Here is a 17,159-nt window from a genome sequence, read left to right as displayed (position 1 = left end):
GCGGTGACGTCGAAGGAGGCGTCCTTGGCGGGGTCGGTCGTGGGCTCGGTGTAGACACCGACGTTCATCATCCTGCCGTCGACGTTCACCGGGCCCGGGTCGTCCAGCTCGATCATCTGCAGGATGATCCCGTCGCGGGGGTCGAGCCGGGCGCCGCCGGAGCCGTCCACGGTGATGGCGGTCTGCTGGCCCTTGTTGAGGAACGTGGCGCGTTCGGAGTTGACGACGGTCCCGCCGTCGAGGGTGAGGGTGCCGGCGCCGAAGAACATGTAGCCGAAGTGGCCGGAGTTCACGACCGTGTTGCGGACCGGCAGGGCGGCCAGCTCCGCCTCGGTGAGACCGAGCTCCAGCTCGGTGTCGAGGGCGGCGACGGCCTCGCGGGTGCTGTCGCCGTAGTGCACCACGGCCGCCGGGCCCGCGATGACGGTGGCGTAGCTGCCGACGTCGAAGCGGGAGCCGAGGACGCGGACGGTGGCGTCTCCGATGGCGTAGGTGCCGTACCCGTACTCCCCCGTGTTGCCGACATGGCTGTTGACTGCGGTGAGCTTGAGCCCGCTGCGGCGCACCGCTGGCTGCGGGAGAGCGTGCGCAGGGTCGGGGCGTCGCTGGACGAGCCGGTGATCGCCGACGCGGATGACAGCCATGGGGAACGCGCGTTTCCGGAGCTGACCGCGGCTTCCCAGCGTGGACGGGAGACACCCGTACCCTCCCCCGCTCTCGGCTTCGCGGAGCGGGGGGACCCCAGGAGGAGCCGTGAGCCGTACACGTCTGGCGGGCCGGACCGTCGTCGTCACCGGAGCAGAGCAGGGACAGGGGGCCGCGGAGACCGCGGCCGCCGCCCGGGAGGGTGCGACGGTGGTCGCGACCGACGTCCTGGACGAGGCGGGTGAGAAGCTCGCCGCCTCCCTGCGCGCCGAGGGCCTGGACGTGACCTACCGGCATCTGGACGTGTCGTCGCCGGACGGCTGGGCGGCGCTGGCGGGCGAGCTCGACGTGGTCCACGGTCTGGTCAACAACGCGGGCATCCCGGTGCGGGCCCGCCTGGGCGAGGTCGAACTCGCCGACTGGGAGCGGGCGTTCGCGGTGAACACGACCGGTGCGATGCTCGGCATCCAGGCCCTCGCCCCGCTGATGCCGGCCGGCTCGGCCATCGTCAACGTCGGTTCCGTCGCCGCTCTGACCGCCCATCACGCCGTGGCCTACACGGCCAGCAAGTGGGCGTTGCGGGGCCTGCCGAAGGTGGCGGCGCTGGAGCTGGCGCCGCGCGGCATCCGGACGAACCTCGTGCACCCGGGGTCATCGAGACCCCGTTGATGGCCACCGCGAACCCGGTGTTCGTCGCGGCGCACCTGGCGATGACGCCCCAGGGCCGCGCGGGTTCGGTGGACGAGGTCGCCCCGCTCGTGGTCTATCTGCTGTCCGACGAGGCGTCGTACGTGAACGGCGCGGAGATCACCGTCGACGGCGGGTACGCGGCGCACGGCGGGGTGAAGGCGATCACGAACGCGCTGGACGCCGCGGTGGCCGACCGCTGAGGCGGGGGGTGCCGGCCACCGTGCCGTGAAGTCCTGCCCGGGCCTCAGTTCTTGAGGTCCGCCAGGGTCGTCCTCGTGTCCGTCTTCAGCATGTCCGACACCTCGTCGAGGGTCGGCGGGTCGGTGTCGTCGTCGTACGAGGAGTAGTAGGCGCTGTAGCTCATCGTGTACGTCACCCAGCCGTCCCGTACGGCGAGCGTCGCGTAGAGCGAACCGCTGGACGAACCGGAGGTGGTGTCGTTGCTGACGAGGTAGGCCTCGTCGCCGATGCCCGTGACGGGTTCCACGTCGTAGCCGGAGTGGCTGTCGCCGTAGTTCTTCCAGGAGGCCGTGAACTCGGGTCCGGGGTCGGTCTTCTTGTGCAGGTCGAGCTGGAGGTAGAGGTACGCGTCCGCGTAGGTGGACGTGGTCTTCTTCAGGCTGACGCTGCACAGGCCCTCGTCGAGGGCGTCGTCCTCGAGCCTGTTGCGGGTCGGTGCGCCGTCGGTGTCGGTGTACTCGTCCTTGAAGGACGTGTAGTCGGCCGCGTTGCACAGGTTCGTGGGTGCCGTGTAGCCGCGCAGGTCCGGGTCGGCGCCCGTGCCGACGAGGAAGACGCCGGCCGCCCACGCGGCGGACGCCACCAGTGCGCCGAGGCCGGCCCACAGGACGGCTCGGCCGGCGCCGCCCCCTCGGGTGGGCGGCGGCCCGACCACGGGGTAGGGGGTCTGCTGGAGGTACGGATTCCCGGGTTCGGGCCGGGCCGGCTGACCGGGCTGACCGGGCTGACCGGGCTGGGCCGGCACGCCGACCAGGGTCGGCTGGGCGTAGACGCTCTGCGGGCCGGTCTGGGTGGCGGGCGCGGCAGGAGGGAAGCCCAGGGGGCCGCCCGCACCGGGCGACTGCGGATTCGGGTAGGGGTAAGCGCTCGGCTGGGCCGGGGCGTCGGACGGCTGTCGGGGCTGCTGCGGAGGCTCAGGCGGCGTGGACATGTCGTGAAGATAATGCTTTGATGGGGGTCAAGTCCCTTGACGTCCGTGATCGTTACGCTCTAGGGACATCTGCCGTAAACCTCGGAAGAGGCCGGGTTCTCCGACCCGGCCTCTTCCGCGTTGTGCAGGGGTTCGAGGGTTACGCGGACGCGGTCTGCACCGGCGCGGGCACGGCCGCGCGAGCGGTGTTCCCGCGCACCAGCAGCAGGGTCACCAGCGCGCCCAGCAGGGAGGCGCAGCCGCAGATCACCACCCCGACCGCCATGCCGTGGGCGAGGGCGGTCTGCGCGGCGGCGCGGGCGCCGTCGCTGCCGGCGTTGACGACGGCGAGCGGACCGGCCGCCGCCTCCATGCCCGCGTCGGCGCCGCTGAGCTTGCCGGCCAGCGCGGAGGACGCGGCGCTCATGGCGACGGTGCTGATGACGGCGGGGCCGAGGCCCTGCCCGAACTCGCGCACCAGGCTGGTGGCGCCGCTCGCCATGCCCGTCAGGTGGAGCGGTACGGCGTTCACGGCGGCGGAGGTGAGCGAGGAGACGACGCAGATGAAGCCGATGCCGAGCAGCAGCACCGGGCCGATGAAGGCGGCCAGGGAGGTGGTGGTGATGGGCAGGGCGGCGATCCAGAACTGGCCGGCGGCCATGGGCAGCAGGCCGCCCATGAGGAGCCGGCGCGGTTCGACGCGGGTGAGCATGCGGCTCAGGACGGGCGCGAGGAGCAGCGGGACGAGCTGGAGGATCACGAACGGCATGCCGGCCCGCAGGGGGCTGAGGTGCATGACGGCGCCGAGCCGGATGGAGACGCAGTAGGCGGTGCCGATGAAGCCGAACATGCCGGCCAGCGCGACCACGGCGGCCGCCGCGAACGAGGGGATCCTGAGCAGGTCGAGGTTGAACATGGGCGACTCGGAGCGCTTCTCCGCGACCACGAAGGTGTCGAGACGGAACTCGAAGACGGTCTCCAGTCCGAACGCGGCCTTGTACCAGGCCGTCTGGCTCGCCAGGTCGCGTACGTTGACGCCCACGTGGTCGAGTCGCGTGTCCATGCGGGCTCAGCCGGCCATGGCGCTGTCGCCGCCGTCGACCATGAGGTCGGCGCCGTTGACGAAGGCCGCCTCGTCGGAGCAGAGGAACGCCGCGGCACGCGCGATGTCCTCGGGTTCGCCGACCCGTCCGACCGGGATCCGCGCCTCCAGGTGGGCCTTCGGACCGTTCGGGTCGTCGAGGAAGGGGGCCGTGGCGGAGGTGCGGGTCATCCCGGGGGCGATGGTGTTGACACGGATGTGGTGCGGGGCACCGGCCGCGCACAGGTGCTTGCTCATCGCGAGAACCCCGCCCTTGGCGGCGCCGTGCGGGACCATCGGCAGGAACGGGGCGCCACGGACGGCGGCGACCGAGGCCACGTTCAGGACGGCCCCGCCGCCACGCGCGATGAGGTGCGGCCAGGCCGCCTGGGAGCAGAAGTACGGGATGTCCAGCTCGTTCCTGAGGGTGAAGTACCAGTCCTCGGCGGGCATGGACTCGACCGGGCCGTTGCGCAGCGCGGAGGCGTTGTTGTAGAGGATGTCGATCCCGCCGAAAGCCTCGATCCCGGCCTCGATCCACTCCCGCGCCCCGTGCTGGGTGGAGAGGTCGACCGGGGCGAGGGAGCGCATTGCTCCCCGGCCTTCTCGACGCGTTCCACGGTCTCGGCCGCGCTGTCCTCGTCGATGTCACAGCCGAATACCAGCGCGCCCTCAGCCGCGAACACCTGTGCCGCGGCCCGGCCGATTCCGGCTCCTGTTCCACTGATGAAGGCGATTTTCCCGGCCAGTCGACCCATGATGGCGAAGTCCCTTGTTCATGCCGCCCGAGTGCGGTGGTGGCAGCGTAGGGAGGGGAATTGGCCGGAACAAGAAATGTGTCAGCCCGGGGGCATCGGGCGTTCGTATGGCTGGTATGCGGAGGACGCCGCCCTCAGTCCGTCACTCCGGCGCGGTCAGTGCCTGGAGGCGGAATTCGCTGGGTGAGGTTCCGTGGGCGGCGCGGAAGGCGCGGGTGAAATCGGAGGCGCGCGGATAGCCCCAGCGGGCGGCGACGGCGTGGATCGGGGTGCCGCGCAGCGCGGAGTCCGCGAGGTCGCGGCGGGCGCCCGCCAGCCGCCGGCTGCGAATCCAGGCCGCGACCGTCTCGCCCCGCGCCTCCTGCGAGAAGATCCGGTGCAGATAGCTGAGGGAGATGTGGTGCGCCTCGGCGATCGCGGAGGGGGTCAGCTCCGGGTCGTGCAGGTTCTGCAGGATGAACGCCCGCACGCGCTGCGCCAGCGCCCGCTGCCGGGTCTCCTGCGACAACGCGGCCTCCGCGTCCAGCAGTTGGGCGAACCAGGCCGACAGCAGGTCGAGGACGACCGTGCCCAGGCGTGGCGCCAGGGACGGCTCCAGGCTCTCGGCCTGCCGGTCGAGGCCGACGAGGAAGTCCGTGAGCAGCGCGCCGGCGCCCTCCCGTCCCGGAAGTCCCCGGCCCAGCAACTCCCGGATCCGGTCCGGCGGCAGGGGCAGCAGCACCTTGGGGAAGTCCACCGCCACGCCCTTGACGACACCGCGGTCCCGGTCGTCGACGGGCCGCAGGTCGTACGGCCGTGAGCTGTCGGCCAGATGCAGGTCACGCGGGCCGAAGGTGTCGGTCCGTCCGGCGTGGTCCAGCGCCAGTCCGCCGTCGAGCAGCAGCGTCAGGTGGAACAGCTCGGGGTCGGACTGGCGCACCATCTTCGGGCTCCGCCGGTACCGCGTCGGCAGCGACGACGACGGCCACACGGTCACCGGCCCCAGCTCCATGCGCCGGCACTCCGCCCAGAAGTCGGCGGCGTGGGCGCTGATGAAGTCGCTGGAGCGGGTCAGGCCGACCAGTTCCCGCCAGTGGTCGAACCGGTCCGCCGCCGGCACGTCGTCGCTCCGGAACACGGTCCCGATCATCCCGTACGTCTCCGCTGTCGCCCCGCTGGATGCTCCTGCCGCCATCCTCCCATGCGAGATCACCCGTTTGGCGGGCACGTCCCCGTGGTACAGTGCGAGCAGTACCTGTGTAAGTCCCCGTCGGGGCACGGTACGAGTTCTCCTTCACTCCGCCGGTCCGCCCGCCGTTTTTCTCCGGCCGGCGCAGCGGCTTTCCCGCACCACCTCGCCCGCGGCGCAGTCCGCCGTACCCGAGGTGCTGTTCCCGCCGCCCGAGGCGCGCAGCGGCGCCCTCCCTCCGCGGCCGCATCCCAACCCAACCTCTCTCATGCCTTCCGTCCGTGAAAGGACCGACCACCATGACCACCACTCTCGAACACCCCCCTGTCCAGCGGCAGCCCGCCCGGATCGCCTCCGGTGTCCTCGACGTCGACGCGAGCGGGAAGGGGTACCTGCGGGCCGCCGACCTCCTGCCCACGCCCGCGGACCTCCAGGTCCCGGCGGCACTGATCCGCCGGCACGGGCTGCGCAAGGGCGACCTCGTCGAAGGGGTGCGCGGCACGCAGCGCGCCCTGACCGAGGTGGCGCGGATCGACGGGCGTACGCCCGAGGCCCTGAGCGCCCGTCGCCATTTCCGTGACCTCACGCCCCTGCACCCGCACCGTCGGCTGCGCCTCGAACACCCCGCGGCAGGTCTCGCCGGGCGCGTCACCGATCTGATCGCGCCCGTCGGCAAGGGCCAGCGCGGGCTGATCGTCGCACCGCCCAAGACGGGCAAGACCGTGCTGCTCCAGCAGCTCGCCGCCGCCGTCGCCGGCAACCACCCCGAGGCCCGGCTGATGGTGGTGCTGCTGGACGAGCGCCCCGAGGAAGTCACCGACATGCGGCGCTCGGTGCGCGGCGAGGTGTACGCCTCCACCTTCGACCGGGCCCCCAGGCAGCACATCGCCCTCGCCGAACTCGTCGTCGAACGGGCCAAGCGGCTCGTCGAGGCGGGCGAGGACGTCGTGATCCTCCTCGACTCGCTGACCCGGCTGTGCCGGGCGCACAACAACGCGGCCGCCGCCGGGGGCCGCACCCTGAGCGGCGGGGTCGACGCGACCGCGCTCATCGGCCCCAAGCGGTTCTTCGGTGCCGCGCGGGCGGCCGAGGAGGGCGGCTCGCTCACCGTCCTGGCCACGGCGCTGGTCGAAACGGGTTCCCGCGCGGACGACTTCTTCTTCGAGGAGCTGAAGGGCACCGGCAACATGGAACTCCGCCTCGACCGCGAACCGGCCTCCCGCCGTGTCTTCCCGGCCGTCGACATCAACGCCTCCGGTACCCGCCGCGAGGAACTCCTCCTCTCACCGGCCGAGTTCACCGCGGTGCGGGGGCTGCGCCGGGCGCTGCGGACGCGCGACGGGCAGGCGAACCTCGAGGCCCTTCTGGAGCGGATGCGGGAGACCCCGGACAACGCGGCGTTCCTGCGACGGGTCCAGCCGACGCTGCCCGCCGACCGGTGAGCGTGCGGCATCCGGGTGCTCGCGGGCCGGTGTACGGCACGGGCAGCACGGGGGAGGCGCCCCCACTTCCTACGTTGATCATATGAAGATCGGATTCTCCTCTCGGTCCGCCCTGTCGGCCTGCGCATGCTGTGCGGCGGGCGTCCTGGCCCTCGGGCCCCTCGCCGCCGCCGCGGCCGGAGCGGACCCGGGCACGCCCGGCGGACGCGGCACGGCACACACGCAGGCACGCCCGGCCGCGCAGGGACAGCCGGAGGAGCAGGCGCAGGCCCCGAAACCCTCGCTCCTGTACCGCTCCGGCACGCAGGTCAGACCCCACCGCGGAGCGCCCGGGGTCCCGGACGTCTCCGCGCTGTCGTGGCTGGTGGCCGACGCCGGGAGCGGTGAGGTGCTGGCCGCCTCCGGCGCGCACCGCAGACTCCCGCCCGCCAGCACCCTGAAGACCCTGTTCGCCCTCACGGTGCTGCCGGTCCTGCCCGGGGGGATCCGGCACGAGGTGTCCGAGGAGGAACTCGCCGGCATCGGGCCCGGCAGCAGTCTCGTCGGAGTCGCCGAGGGGCGCACCTACTCGGTCGCCGACCTGTGGCGCGGCGTGTTCCTCAACTCCGGCAACGACGCCGTGCACGTCCTGGCCGCCCTCAACGGTGGCTGGCGCGCGACGAGCGCGCGGATGCAGGAGAAGGCGCGGGCGCTCGGCGCGCTGGACACGCAGGTCCGCTCGCCCGACGGGTACGACACCCCGGGGCAGGTGTCGTCGGCGTACGACCTGGCGGTGTTCGGCAGGGCCGGGCTGCGCCGGGCGGACTTCGCGCGGTACTGCGGCACGGCGGAGGCACTGTTCCCCGGCCGCGAGGGAACGCCGTACGGGATCGCGAACACCAACCGGCTGCTGACCGGGCACGACGGCGTCGAGCCGTACCCGGGGCTGATCGGGGTCAAGAACGGCTACACGAGCAACGCCGGCAACACCCTGGTCGCCGCCGCGCGCCGGGGCGGGCACACGCTCCTGGTGACGGTGATGAACCCGCAGGCGGGCGGAGGCTACGCCGTCTACGAGGAGGCGCGCGCGCTGCTGGACTGGGGGTTCGCGGCCGGCGGCCGGGTCGATCCGGTGGGCTCGCTGGACGCGTTGCGCGCCCGGCCCCGTCCCGCGCCCGGCCCCGTGGCGGAGCCGGTGGCCGCCCCGGCCGTCGTCGCGGCGGCCGAGGACGAGGGCCGTCCCGGCCTGGCGGAGGCGGCGGCGATCGCCGGGGCCGCCGTACTGGGCGGGTCGGCCGTCGCGCTGGGACTGTGGTGCGCGGGCCGGCGCTCGGCACGGAGATGACCCACCGGAAGGCACAGCAGCAGACCGAGCGTGACCCAGGTGTACGTGCTGCCGCCGAGGAAGCCGTCGACGCCGGACGCGTCGTCGGACCAGAGCCACACCACGCTGGTGCACAGCACCGCGTACAGGGCGCCCGCGAGGCGCGGACGCCCTGCTCGGACCAGGACGGCGAAGGACGGCAGCAGCCACACCAGGTGATGCACCCAGGTGACCGGGCTGACCAGGCAGGCGGTGGCGCCGGTGAGCGCGAAGGCCGCCCGCCAGTCCCCCGCGTCCACCGCCCGACGGGCCCGCCGGGCCCAGACGCACAGCACCACCACGGCCAGCCCCGCCCACACGGCCCGGCTCTCCACGCCGAGCCGGGCCAGGACGCCCTGGAGCGACTGGTTCGAGACATAGTCGAGCCGGCCCACGCGACTGGTGTCCCAGACCGCGCGCGTCCAGTAGACGCCCGAGGCGTCGGGGGCGACCAGGGCCGCGCACGCCGTCGCGGCCACCGCGACGCCCGCGGCGACCGCGGCCGCGCGCCGGCGCCCGGCCACGAGCAGCAGGCCGATGAAGACCGCGGGCGTGAGCTTCACCGCGGCCGCGAGCCCGATCCCGGCACCGGCCCAGCGGCCCCGGCCGCTCGCCAGCAGCCAGGAGTCGGCCAGCACCAGGGCCAGCAGGAGCAGATTGACCTGGCCGAAGCTGACGGTGTCCCGCAGCGGCTCGAACAGCGCGAGGACACAGCCGGCCAGGACGGCGCCGTACCAGCCGTACCGCCGCCACACCGGCCCGGCCAGCACGTGTACGACGACCGCGAGCGCCGCCAGATCGAGCAGCAGGGCGGTCGCGATCGCCGTCCGCGGGCCGATGAACGCCATCGGCAGCATGGCGACGGCCGCGAACGGCGGATAGGTGAAGCCGTACGGGGTGCCGGGCACCCGGTAGTCGTAGACGCGTCCCCCGTGGTGGACCCAGCTGTCGACGGTGCCGTAGTAGACGCGCAGATCGAACCAGTCCCGCAGCAGCGGGACCGTCGCGGTGAAGAGGACGACGGCGGCGACCAGACAGCCGAGCAGCAGCAGACGGCCTCGGTCCGTGGCGGGTGCCCTCATGCCGTACGTCCCACGGCGACCGGGGCCGGCGCGGCCAGGCGGGCCTGCCACAGGACGACCACGGCCAGCGCGCCACCGGAGACCGCGAGGACCAGCCGGCCGGTGTCGGCGGGGCCGCCGTCGGGCAGCACGGCGAGGGCGAGGACGCCCGCGACGGCCGCCAAGCGGTGCCGCACGGAGGTGCTGGGGGCCGCGGCGGCGATGAGGAACAGGCCCCACAGCGCGTACCAGGGGCGGATCGCCGGGCCGAAGGCGGCCACGGCGGCGAGGCTCAGGCCGAGCGCATACACCGGGCGGGGGCGCAGCCGCCACCAAATGGCGACCAGGGTTGCGGCGGTGACCGCGAGGCCCAGCGCGTGCCAGGCGGGGACGGCCAGCGGGGCCAGGTCGCTGCCGAGGTGGTGCAGCAGGGCGCCGGTGGCGCGGCCGAGGAGGCTGGTGAGGGCCCAGTTCTGCGGGGACACCGGGGTGTTCAGTGCGGCGATCCAGCCGTATCCGGTACCCGCGACGGCGGTCGCGGCGACCGTCGTGGCGGCGCAGGCCGCCAGGGTGGTCAGCAGGGCCCGCGCGGGACGCCGGCCCGCGCGCACGGCCAGGACCACGACCGCCGCGAGGCCGAGGACGGCGGGTGCCTTGACCAGGCCGGCGAGCGTGACGAGGACGGCCGCCGCAACGGGGCGGCGGGCGAGCGCGGCGACCAGTCCGGCCCCGAGCAGACCGAGCATGATCGCGTCGTTGTGGGCGCCCGCCACCAGGTGCAGCAGCACCAGCGGGTTGAGGACGCCCAGCCACAGCGCGGCGGCCGGGTCGGCACCGCTGTGCCGGGCCAGACGGGGCAGCGCCGCCGCCATCAGCGCCACGCCGCACAGCGCGACCAGCCGCATCCCGATCAGCCCGGCGGGCAGTTCCCCCTTCGTCAGGCCGGACAGCGCGGAGGCGACCGCCATGAAGACCGGGCCGTACGGAGCGCAGGTGTGCCGCCACAGCGGGGCGACCTCCGCCGCGAGCGGGCCGCCGAGCCGGGCGGGTCCGTGCGCGTACACGTCGATGTGAGCGTCCACCATGGCGCCCTGGGCGAGGTAGCTGTAGACGTCCCGGCTGAACAGCGGCGGTCCGATCAGCAGCGGCGCCGCCCAGACGGCGAGGACCAGGACGAGGGCGCGCGGAGCCGGCGGGTCCGCGCCGCGGACGAGGCGGCCGAGCAGCACCCAGGCCACGGTCAGCAGCACCAGCCCGAAGTACACGCCGACCAGGCCCAGTACGGCGTGGACCGACGAGGGGGCCAGGAGTTCCCGCGCGGGCAGCGCGCCGGCGCTCTCGCCGCCCAGCGCGAGAGCGGACGTACCGGCCAGGCCCAGCACCTGGCAGCGGCGGAGATCGACGGGGAAGGCCATGGCCGACATTCCGTCAGCGTGTCGACGCCGGGTGGCCGGAACCTGACGCGCCGCCCTCGGCCCGGGGGCAGGTGTGTGACCGGTGTGTGCGCGGCACCCGGGTCAGAACACGGACAGCCCCGTGAGGGTCGTGAAGCGGTCCAGGGCCGCGACGCCGGCCACCGAGTTGCCGCGCTCGTCCAGGCCCGGGCTCCACACGCACAGGGTGCAGCGGCCGGGTACGACGGCGATGATGCCGCCCCCGACCCCGCTCTTGCCGGGCAGCCCGACCCGGTAGGCGAAGTCGCCGGCCGCGTCGTAGGTGCCGCAGGTCAGCATCACCGCGTTGACCTGCTTGGCCTGGCTGCGGGTGAGCAGGCGGGTGCCGTCGGCGCGGATGCCGTGGCGGGCGAGGAAGGTGGTGGCGAGGGCCAGGTCGGCGCAGGAGGCGGTGAGCGAGCACTGGCGGAAGTACTGGCCGAGGAGGACCGGCACCGGGTTGTCGATGTTGCCGTAGGACGCCATGAAGTGGGCGAGCGCGGCGTTGCGGTCGCCGTGCGCGGACTCCGACGCGGCGACTTCCTCGTCGAAGTCGAGCGTGGCGTTGCCGCTCTCGGCGCGCAGGAAGGCGAGGAGTTCCCCGGCCGCGTCCCCGCTGCGGGTCTGGAGGCGGTCGGTGACGACCAGGGCGCCCGCGTTGATGAAGGGATTGCGCGGGATGCCGTTCTCGTACTCCAGCTGGACCAGGGAGTTGAAGGGGTTGCCGGAGGGCTCGCGGCCCACGTGCTCCCAGAGCGCGTCGCCCTCGCGGGCCAGGTCGAGGGCCAGGGTGAAGACCTTGGTGATGGACTGGGTGGAGAACGGCTCGCGCCAGTCCCCCACCCCGTACACCGTGCCGTCCAGTTCGGCGACGGCCATGCCGAAGCTGCGGGGATCGCGGGCGGCGAGCGCCGGGATGTAGTCGGCGGGGCGGCCGCGGCCGGGTGTGCGCTCCATCTCCTCGGCGATGCGCTCCAGGACCGGCTGGAAGGTCAGGGACGACGTCGTTGTCATGATCACTATTGTGCCTCCGGGCCGGTTCCGGCGCGTCACCGCAGGTCAGGAAGGGGTCATACGAGGGGGGCGCCGCTGCCCGCCACGACCTCGGGGCGCAGCAGGTCCGCGAGTCGATCGGCGGGCAACAGGCCCTTCTCGAGGACGAGTTCGGCGACCCCGCGGCCGGTGACGAGGGCCTCCTTGGCGATGTCGGTGGCCGCCGTGTACCCGATGTGCGGGTTGAGGGCGGTGACCAGGCCGATGGAGTTCTCGACACTCGCGCGCAGTGCCTCGGTGTTGGCGGTGACGCCGTCCACGCAGCGTTCGGCGAGGGTGAGGCACGCGGCGCGCAGATGGGTGATGCTCTCCGACAGGGAGTGCAGGATGATCGGCTCGAACGCGTTGAGCTGGAGCTGTCCGGCCTCGGCGGCCATGGTGATGGTGACGTCGTTGCCGATCACCTCGAAGGCGACCTGGTTGACGACCTCGGGGATGACCGGGTTGACCTTGCCCGGCATGATGGACGAACCGGCCTGCACGGGCGGGAGGTTGATCTCGCCGAGGCCCGCACGCGGCCCGGAGGACAGCAGCCGCAGATCGTTGCAGCTCTTGGAGAGCTTGACGGCGACGCGCTTCAGCACGCCGGACATCTGGACGAACGCGCCGCAGTCCTGGGTGGCCTCGACGAGGTTGGCGGCGGTGACGAGGGGCAGGCCGGTGATGGCGGCGAGGTGGCGGCGGGCCGCCTCGGCGTAGCCCGCGGGGGCGTTGAGGCCGGTGCCGATCGCCGTGGCTCCCAGGTTGATCTCATGGATCAGCTGGACGGCCTCGTCGAGACGGTTGCGGTCCTCGTCGATCATGACGGCGTACGCCGAGAACTCCTGACCGAGCGTCATGGGGACCGCGTCCTGCAACTGTGTACGGCCCATCTTGAGCACATCGCGGAACTCGACGGCCTTGCGGGCGAACGAGTCCTGCAGCACCGCCATGGCCTTGAGCAGTCCCCGCACCGCGAAGACCGTCGCCACCTTGACGGCGGTCGGGTAGACGTCGTTGGTCGACTGGCCCAGGTTGACGTCCTCGTTCGGGTGCAGGAACCGGTACTGCCCCTTCTCGTGGCCCATCAGCTCCAGGGCGCGGTTCGCCACGACCTCGTTGGCGTTCATGTTGGTCGAGGTGCCGGCACCGCCCTGGATGACGTCCACGACGAACTGGTCGTGCAGCCTGCCCCCGCGGATCTCCCGGCAGGCGGCGACGATCGCGGCGGCCTTCTCGGGCGCCAGCAGACCGAGTTCCTCGTTGGCGAGGGCGGCGGCCTCCTTGACGGCGGCGAGGGCGTCGACGAGGTGCGGATAGGCGGAGATCGTGGCGCCCGTGATCGGGAAGTTCTCCGTGGCGCGCAGGGTGTGGATGCCCCAGTAGGCGTCGGCGGGGACGTCCCGGTCTCCGAGCAGATCGTGTTCGCTGCGGGTGGCGGCGGTCATGAGGGTGCGGCCTCTTTCTGAGGTGAGGTGGGGGGTGGGGTGAGGAGCAGGTGACGTCGGGTGGGCTGGTGGCCGGCCCGGGCGGTACGGGGTGTCGTCCGCCCGGGCCGGTCGTGGCACCGGTCCGGTGGTGACCGGACCGGCGGTTCGGGGGCCGGCGGTGGATGCGCCGGCGGGGGTCGGCGGTGGATGCGCCGACGGGGATCCGCTCGGCGGTGGATGCGCCGAGCGGGGATTCGGTCGGCGGTGGATGCGCCGACCGAACGGATCCGGCCCATGGTCGGCGCGCCGACCGGGGGCTTCGGCCCACGGTCCATGCGCCGACCGAACGGATCCGGTCCGCGATCAGCACGACGACCAAGGGATCCGGCCCGCCGACCAAGGGATCCGGCCCGCCGGCCGGGGGACCCGGCCCGCGGTCCACACCCCGGCCGAGACGACCCGGCCCGCGGTCGGCACACCGGCCGCGACGATGCGGTCGGCGGCCGGTGCGCCTGCCGCAGGGGTTCGGTCGGCGGTGGATGCGCCGGCCGAACGGGTCCGGTCCGTGCGCCGTGCGCCGACCGGGCGGACCCGGCCCGCGCGCGACCGGATCCGGATCCGGATCCGAATCCGGGGTCCGGATCCGGGGTCCGCCGGTGACCACCGCGCACACTCGGTGGTCACCGGAGCCTTCAGGCGCAGGCCCGCACCGTGAGGGGGTCCAGGGCGCGCACCGGGCGGATCGAGCCGACCGGTACGCCGCCGCCGAGGAGCGGTTCGCCCGCGAACTCCGTGAGCAGGGCGGGGTCCACCCCCGCCCGGGCCAGGGCCGCCGCGGTGACCGGGACACGCGCCCGGTCGGCGCCGTCGGAGATCTTGACGGCGACGGCGCGGCCGTCCGGGAGGGCGGCGACCTCCACGCCCTCGAAACCGTCCTTCGCCAGCAGGCCGGGCACGGCCCGCATGAGGGCGGCCACGTCCCGGCCGGAGCCGGAGGCCATCTCGGCGTGGTCGCGCATCGCGTCCGCCACCCGGGCCTCGGGGGTGCCGGGGGCCGCGGTGGTGATGCGGGCGGCGGCCCGGGCGAGGCCGTGCAGGGAGACGGAGAAGAGAGGGGCGCCGCACCCGTCGACGGTGACCCGTGCGATCCGCTGCCCGGTGAGGTCCTCGACGATCTCGGCGATCGCCTGCTGGAGCGGGTGCTCCGGGTCGAGGTAGCCGTCGAGGGACCAGCCGTTGAGCTTGCAGGTGTACAGCATGGCCGCGTGCTTGCCGGAGCAGTTCTGGGCCAGGCGGGAGGGCGCGCGGCCCTCCCGTATCCACGCGTCGCGGACCGCCGGGTCGTACGGCATGTCCTCGACGTTGCGCAGGTCGTCCTCCGTGATGCCCGCCAGGCCGAGGATCTGCCGGGTCCCGGCGAGATGGCGTTCCTCGCCGGAGTGGCTGGCGGCGGCGAGCGAGAGCAGCGCGCCGTCGAGCGGCAGTCCGGCCCGCAGCATGGCCACGGCCTGGACGGGCTTGAGCGCCGAGCGCGGGTAGAAGGCGGCCTCGATGTCGCCGAGCTGGAAGTCGACCTCACCCCGCGCGCCGAGGACGACGACGGAGCCGTGGTGGACGCCCTCGGTCACCCCGCCGCGGACGAGATGGGCGACGGGCACATGGAGGGGTTCACGGATCACGGGGGCGTCCGCGAGAGAACTGCTGTACATCACTGCCTGGATCACTTGTGGGTTGTCGGGGGCCGGCGCCGGGTTCACGCGTCGGCCTTGGCCGAGGTGCGCGCGAGGCGGCCGCGGATGGCGTACCAGCCCGCTACGAGCGCTCCGACGATCAGCGGCAGGCACAGCACGGTGGTGCGTCCGGCGCCGCCGTCGGCGTACATGAGGACCAGGACCGAGGCGAGGAAGAACAGCGTCACCAGTTCGGTCCAGGGGGAGCCCGGCAGCTGGTAGCCGGGGCGGGTCAGCTCGCCCTTCTGGGTCTTCTGCCAGAAGAGGAGGTGACAGATCATGATCATGCCCCAGGTGGAGAGGATGCCGAGGGCGGCGAAGTTCAGGACGATCTCGAAGGCGTCCGCCGGGACCACGAAGTTGAGGCCGACGCCCAGGACGCACATCCCGCTGGTGAGCAGGATCCCGCCGTACGGCACCTGGCTGCGGCTCATCTTCGCGGTGAACTTCGGTGCGGAGCCGTTGACGGCCATGGAGCGCAGGATGCGGCCGGTGGAGTAGAGGCCGGAGTTGAGGGAGGACATCGCCGCCGTCAGGACGACGAGGTTCATCACGCCGCCCGCCGCGGGGACGCCGATGTTGGACAGCACGGTGACGAAGGGGCTCTCGCCGGCCGTGTACTTGTTCCACGGGAGCAGCATCGACAGCAGGATGACGGAGCCGACGTAGAACAGACCGACGCGCCACATGATCGAGTTGATGGCCTTCGGCATGATCTTCTCGGGGTTCTCGGTCTCGCCCGCCGCGACACCGACCAGCTCGACCGAGGCGTAGGCGAAGACCACGCCCTGGATGATCAGCAGCATGGGCAGCAGGCCGTTGGGGAAGACGCCGCCGTGGTCGGTGATCAGGGAGGGGCCGGGGGTGGTGCCGTCCACCGGGTGCTGGGTGACCAGCAGGAAGATCCCGATGCACATGAAGACCACCAGCGCGCTGACCTTCACGATGGCGAACCAGAACTCCAGTTCGCCGAAGATCTTCACCGAGATCAGGTTCACGGTGAGGACGACGGCCAGGGCGATCAGGGCGATCACCCACTGGGGTATGTCGGAGAACATGCCCCAGTAGTGGGTGTAGGTGGCCACCGCGGTGATGTCGGCGATGCCGGTGGTGGCCCAGTTCAGGAAGTACATCCAGCCGGCCGTGTACGCGCCCTTCTCGCCGAGGAACTCTCGGGCGTACGACACGAAGGCGCCGGAGGAGGGGCGGTACAGGACGAGCTCGCCGAGGGCGCGCACGACCAGGAAGGCGAAGACGCCGCAGACGGCGTACGCGACGAAGAGGGAGGGTCCGGCGTCGGCGAGCCGGCCGCCCGCGCCGAGGAAGAGGCCGGTGCCGATGGCGCCGCCGATGGCGATCATGTTGACGTGCCGGTGCTTCAGCGACTTGCTGTAGCCGTGGTCTCCGGCGTCGACGTGACGGGACGAGGGGCGCGTCTCGTCTTTGAGGTGCTGTTCGCTCACGCCTCGGGTCCGCCTTCCAGGGGATTGTTCGTGCCAGGGGAACGCACGATGTCGGTGAGGGTCGTCTCGACGCGGTCGAGGTGGTGGCTCATGGCCTCCACCGCGTCGTGCTCGGAACCGTCGATCAGCGCCTCGACGATGGCCCGGTGCTCGCGGTTGGACTGCTCGCGCCGGCCGCCCAGCTCGTTGAGGAAGGCCGACTGACGCGCCAGTGCGTCCCGGATCTCCTCGATGACCCGGCGGAAGACCGGGTTCTGGGCGGCTTCGGCGACGGCCAGGTGGAAGAGGGTGTCCATCGCGACCCACGCGGTGGTGTCCGTCTCCCGCTCCATGCGGTCGAGCAGATGGGCCAGGTGGTCCAGGTTCTCCGCGGTGCGGCGCCGTGCCGCGTACCCGGCGACCGGGATCTCGACGTGACGGCGCACTTCCAGCAGGTCGCTGGCCGCGTAGTCGCCGAAGGTGGGGTCCTCGACGGTGTTCGCGATCACGAAGGTGCCCTTGCCGGTCTTGGCGACCGTCAGGCCCATGGTCTGCAGGGCGCGCAGGGCCTCGCGCAGGACGGGCCGGGACACCTCGAGGGTGCGGCAGAGCTCCGCCTCGGAGGGGAGCTTGTCGCCGATGGCGTATTCGCCGCGTTCGATGGCGCCACGGAGATGGCCGAGAACCGCTTCCATGGCGCTGACGCGCCGCGGTGCCCTGCCACCTGTCTGGCTGTCTGACAGGTTCACGGGAGA

General features: G+C 72.7%; 11 protein-coding genes and 4 pseudogenes. 3 read left to right on the top strand and 12 right to left on the bottom strand.

Features of this window, described 5'->3' with window-relative positions:
• Positions 1-753: 753 nt before the first annotated feature.
• A pseudogene (locus tag ACFY2L_RS25610) lies at positions 754-1,535 on the top strand (SDR family NAD(P)-dependent oxidoreductase).
• Positions 1,536-1,579: 44 nt separating this feature from the next.
• On the opposite strand, the gene ACFY2L_RS25605 reads toward ACFY2L_RS25610, so the two are convergent.
• The 5 genes and pseudogenes from ACFY2L_RS25605 to ACFY2L_RS25585 form a co-directional block, all read right to left on the bottom strand.
• Entirely contained in the window at positions 1,580-2,506 is a 927-nt protein-coding gene (locus tag ACFY2L_RS25605; RefSeq protein ID WP_390823464.1) for a hypothetical protein, read from the bottom strand.
• 139 nt (positions 2,507-2,645) lie between these two features.
• Positions 2,646-3,548 carry an MFS transporter gene (locus ACFY2L_RS25600; protein WP_390823463.1) on the bottom strand — a complete coding sequence of 301 codons (903 nt, stop codon included), beginning with the start codon at positions 3,546-3,548 and terminating at the stop codon, positions 2,646-2,648.
• Between the two features lie 6 nt (positions 3,549-3,554).
• Entirely contained in the window at positions 3,555-4,157 is a 603-nt protein-coding gene (locus ACFY2L_RS25595; protein ID WP_390823462.1) for an SDR family NAD(P)-dependent oxidoreductase, read from the bottom strand.
• A gap of 56 nt (positions 4,158-4,213) precedes the next feature.
• A pseudogene (locus tag ACFY2L_RS25590) lies at positions 4,214-4,324 on the bottom strand (SDR family NAD(P)-dependent oxidoreductase); the annotation flags it as partial.
• Between the two features lie 142 nt (positions 4,325-4,466).
• The gene (locus ACFY2L_RS25585; RefSeq protein ID WP_390823511.1) at positions 4,467-5,453 is read right to left on the bottom strand and encodes an AraC family transcriptional regulator; all 987 of its coding nucleotides are present in this window, start codon (positions 5,451-5,453) and stop codon (positions 4,467-4,469) included.
• Positions 5,454-5,791: 338 nt separating this feature from the next.
• Between ACFY2L_RS25585 and rho the strand changes: the two genes are divergently transcribed.
• Both rho and ACFY2L_RS25575 read left to right on the top strand, forming a co-directional pair.
• Entirely contained in the window at positions 5,792-6,934 is a 1,143-nt protein-coding gene (gene rho / locus ACFY2L_RS25580) for a transcription termination factor Rho (RefSeq protein ID WP_390657695.1), read from the top strand.
• Between the two features lie 82 nt (positions 6,935-7,016).
• Positions 7,017-7,901, top strand: a pseudogene (locus ACFY2L_RS25575) (D-alanyl-D-alanine carboxypeptidase family protein); the annotation flags it as partial.
• Between the two features lie 83 nt (positions 7,902-7,984).
• Here ACFY2L_RS25575 and ACFY2L_RS25570 read toward each other — a convergent pair.
• The 7 genes and pseudogenes from ACFY2L_RS25570 to ACFY2L_RS25540 all read right to left on the bottom strand — a co-directional run bounded on the left by ACFY2L_RS25570 (position 7,985) and on the right by ACFY2L_RS25540 (position 17,099).
• A complete protein-coding gene (locus ACFY2L_RS25570; protein ID WP_390823461.1) occupies positions 7,985-9,358 on the bottom strand; it encodes a glycosyltransferase 87 family protein in 1,374 nt (457 codons plus the stop codon).
• Positions 9,355-10,791 (bottom strand): annotated as a pseudogene (mptB, locus tag ACFY2L_RS25565) (polyprenol phosphomannose-dependent alpha 1,6 mannosyltransferase MptB); the annotation flags it as partial. The gene ACFY2L_RS25570 and the pseudogene mptB, both read right to left, overlap by 4 nt.
• 63 nt (positions 10,792-10,854) lie before the next feature.
• Entirely contained in the window at positions 10,855-11,784 is a 930-nt protein-coding gene (locus tag ACFY2L_RS25560; RefSeq protein WP_390657693.1) for a glutaminase, read from the bottom strand.
• 56 nt (positions 11,785-11,840) lie between these two features.
• Positions 11,841-13,250 (bottom strand): aspartate ammonia-lyase, encoded by a 1,410-nt coding sequence (gene aspA / locus ACFY2L_RS25555; protein ID WP_390657692.1) that lies wholly within the window; start codon positions 13,248-13,250, stop codon positions 11,841-11,843.
• 674 nt (positions 13,251-13,924) lie between these two features.
• Positions 13,925-14,941, bottom strand: a complete 1,017-nt coding sequence (locus ACFY2L_RS25550) for an asparaginase (protein ID WP_390657691.1) — start codon at positions 14,939-14,941, stop codon at positions 13,925-13,927.
• A gap of 44 nt (positions 14,942-14,985) precedes the next feature.
• Positions 14,986-16,425, bottom strand: a complete 1,440-nt coding sequence (locus tag ACFY2L_RS25545) for an amino acid permease (protein ID WP_390823460.1) — start codon at positions 16,423-16,425, stop codon at positions 14,986-14,988.
• Positions 16,422-17,099 (bottom strand): FadR/GntR family transcriptional regulator, encoded by a 678-nt coding sequence (locus ACFY2L_RS25540; RefSeq protein ID WP_390657689.1) that lies wholly within the window; start codon positions 17,097-17,099, stop codon positions 16,422-16,424. Before ACFY2L_RS25540 ends, ACFY2L_RS25545 begins: the two co-directional genes overlap by 4 nt.
• Between the last annotated feature and the right edge of the window lie 60 nt (positions 17,100-17,159).

The sequence above is a fragment of the Streptomyces sp. NPDC001381 genome, from assembly GCF_042895685.1.
Taxonomy (GTDB): domain Bacteria; phylum Actinomycetota; class Actinomycetes; order Streptomycetales; family Streptomycetaceae; genus Streptomyces.
The sequence above is the reverse complement of the archived record's forward strand: the minus strand, read 5'-3'. Positions and strand labels throughout refer to the sequence as shown.